Raw genomic sequence first — 2,496 nt, forward strand, 5'->3', positions numbered from 1 at the left:
GACGTTCGTCTGCCGGCGATGCGCGCATCGCGCCCAAGCAGACGAGATGGCCGCACGCAACATCCTACGGGCCGGACTGGCCCTTCACGCTCAAGCAGCGTGAGAAGAAGCCGGCGGCTTCCAGCCGCCGGAGAAGTCACCCGCCGGAAGGTCTCTGGCCTCTACAACACTGACGATCCGTTCTATCAAACTGCGCCCACCGAAGCGACGCGGGCGCTGTGGGCGATGACGGTGCGGGTAGAGCCCCACGGTGAACCCGCATTCGAAGCCGACATCGAGGCGTGGCTCTGGGAGTCGGAGCGCCCGAGCATGGAGTGGCTGATCGCGGTGCTGTACGACCCGTCCGATCACGGCAAGGTCGTGTTCGATCACTCGGCCGAGGCGCGAAAAGCTGCCAACCAGGCCACTTTCGAGATGCGCGAGCGATGGATGCAGGAGCAGGCCGCCAATCCGCTGGACCGCCTCACGGAGCTGATGGCGCTGCGTGATCGCGGTGTGCTCACCGGCCCCGAGTATGAGGCTCAGAAGCGAAAGTTGCTGGGACAGTAGCGTCGGGCAAGCTGGTCAAGAACGGGGATCCGGCCAAACTGGTCTCATCGCAAGATGAAATTTCCAGCACGGAATTCGCGGCGCTACGCCGTCGGCCGCGTCGACTGGCGGACAATACCCAGATGACGGTTTTGCGGCGGGTCCTTCTGCAGGCGATGGGCGCGGGCTTGGCCGTGCTGCCGGGCGTGCCGGTGGCCTCCGGTGATCCGTCCGGCGTGCCGCCGGTCAGCGACGCGGCGCGCGCGGCCGGGCTTGTCGACGTCCGCACCGTGGTTCCCGACGCCATCATCGACCTGCGCTATGCAACCACAAACAACTTCACCCACACGCAGCTGTATCCCGCCGACGCACGATGCCTGGTGCATCAATCGATGGCGCCCGGCCTCGCAGCCGCCGCGACGGCCCTGCGACCGCAGGGCCAGACGCTGGTGTTCTGGGACTGCTACCGTCCGCACGAGGTCCAGGTCAGGATGTTCAACGTGGTCCCGAATCCGGCGTGGGTGGCGCGGCCCGGGCAGTATGCGCGCAGCCACGAAGCGGGGCGTTCGGTGGACGTCACCTTCGCATTTCCGCAAGCGCCGTGCCCGCCGGAGCGGCAGACAGCCGGGTTCTGCCTGGCTGACATGGGCACCGACTTCGACGACTTCACTTCACGCGCAAATGCTTTCGCGACCCAGGGGGTCAGTCCGGAAGCTCAGGCGAACCGCAAGCGCCTGCGGGACGCGATGAACTACGGCGGGCTGAGTGTCTACCAGGGGGAGTGGTGGCACTTCGACGGGCCGGGCGCCGGAGTTGACCGCCCGATTCTCAACGCACCCGTGGACTAGCTGTCTCGCATAGTGAGATGATTATCTCATAATATGGCATCGAGCGGTAAGCTCTGAACTGTGAACGAAGAACGTCGGGCCATCTATACGCATGGACATCACGAGTCGGTGCTGCGCAGTCACCGGCAACGCACGGCGGAGAACTCCGCCGGCTACCTGTTGCCGTACCTGCAGCCGGGTCTGCGGCTGCTGGACATCGGTTGCGGCCCTGGGACGATCACCGTCGACCTTGCCGACCGGGTCGCACCCGGAACGGTGACAGCCGTCGAGCCGACCAACGATGCCCTCGACCTGGCCCGCGCAGAGGCCCGGGCGCGCAACGTGCCGAACGTGTCGTTCCTGACCTCCGACGTGCATGCGCTCGACATTCCCGACGACTCCTTCGACGTCGTCCATGCCCACCAAGTGCTACAGCATCTCGCCGATCCGGTGCAGGCGCTGCGCGAGATGAGGCGGGTGTGCGTGCCGAACGGCGTTGTGGCGGCACGAGATGGCGACTACGCGGGCTTCATCTGGTTTCCGCAGCTTCCGGCCTTGGATCGGTGGCTAGATCTTTACCAGCGGGCGGCTCGCGCCAATGGCGGGGAACCGGATGCCGGCCGGCGACTGCTCTCGTGGGCACGCGCGGCCGGCTTCAAAGACATCACTGCCACGGGCAGCATGTGGTGCTACGCCACGGCTGAGACCCGTGAATGGTGGGGCGGGATGTGGGCCGACCGGATTCTGCAGTCGGACTTGTCGCGCCAGCTGATCGACTCGGGTATGGCGACTTTCCCTGAGCTTCAAGAGATTTCCGCGGCGTGGCTGGCCTGGGTTGCGGCGCCGGATGGTTGGATGGCGGTCCCCAACGGCGAAATCCTGTGCCGGGCTTAGTTGGGGGACTGCTCGCGCTAGATCTTGTTGCGCGGGCGGCGACCGCGGACCACTGACGTACCGGCCTGCACGATCGCCTTGGGCAGGTCGATGTCCTCGAGCACCTGGTCGGTCAACTTCGGGAAGTCGACCGGCTCGCGCTATGGAGTCGGGAACCCCCCGCACAGGGCCTCGAAGGCGTCGGCGACCCGCAACACGGTGACATCGTCGAATCGCTTGCCCACGATCATCATTCCGGCGGGTAGGC

At 66.0% G+C, this 2,496-nt stretch carries 3 protein-coding genes; all 3 read left to right on the forward strand.

Annotated elements, in window-relative coordinates; translation table 11 throughout:
- Positions 1-99 precede the first annotated feature (99 nt).
- The 3 genes from VML93_RS08865 (at position 100) to VML93_RS08875 (ending at position 2,249) form a co-directional block, all read left to right on the forward strand.
- Positions 100-549, forward strand: coding sequence for an SHOCT domain-containing protein (locus VML93_RS08865; protein WP_325609735.1), 450 nt, complete (start codon positions 100-102; stop codon positions 547-549).
- Positions 550-704: 155 nt separating this feature from the next.
- Positions 705-1,376 carry a M15 family metallopeptidase gene (locus tag VML93_RS08870; RefSeq protein ID WP_414686309.1) on the forward strand — a complete coding sequence of 224 codons (672 nt, stop codon included), beginning with the start codon at positions 705-707 and terminating at the stop codon, positions 1,374-1,376.
- 60 nt (positions 1,377-1,436) lie between these two features.
- On the forward strand, positions 1,437-2,249 hold the full coding sequence (locus VML93_RS08875; protein ID WP_325609739.1) for a class I SAM-dependent methyltransferase: 813 nt from the start codon (positions 1,437-1,439) through the stop codon (positions 2,247-2,249).
- Positions 2,250-2,496: the final 247 nt, after the last annotated feature.

Origin of the sequence: Mycobacterium sp. (assembly GCF_035499775.1) — a bacterium.
Taxonomy (GTDB): domain Bacteria; phylum Actinomycetota; class Actinomycetes; order Mycobacteriales; family Mycobacteriaceae; genus Mycobacterium.

Coding starts and splice junctions, on each gene's coding strand:
- VML93_RS08870 (WP_414686309.1), top strand. CDS start 705: ATGGGCGCGGGCTTGGCCGTGCTGCCGGGCGTGCCGGTGGCCTCCGGT.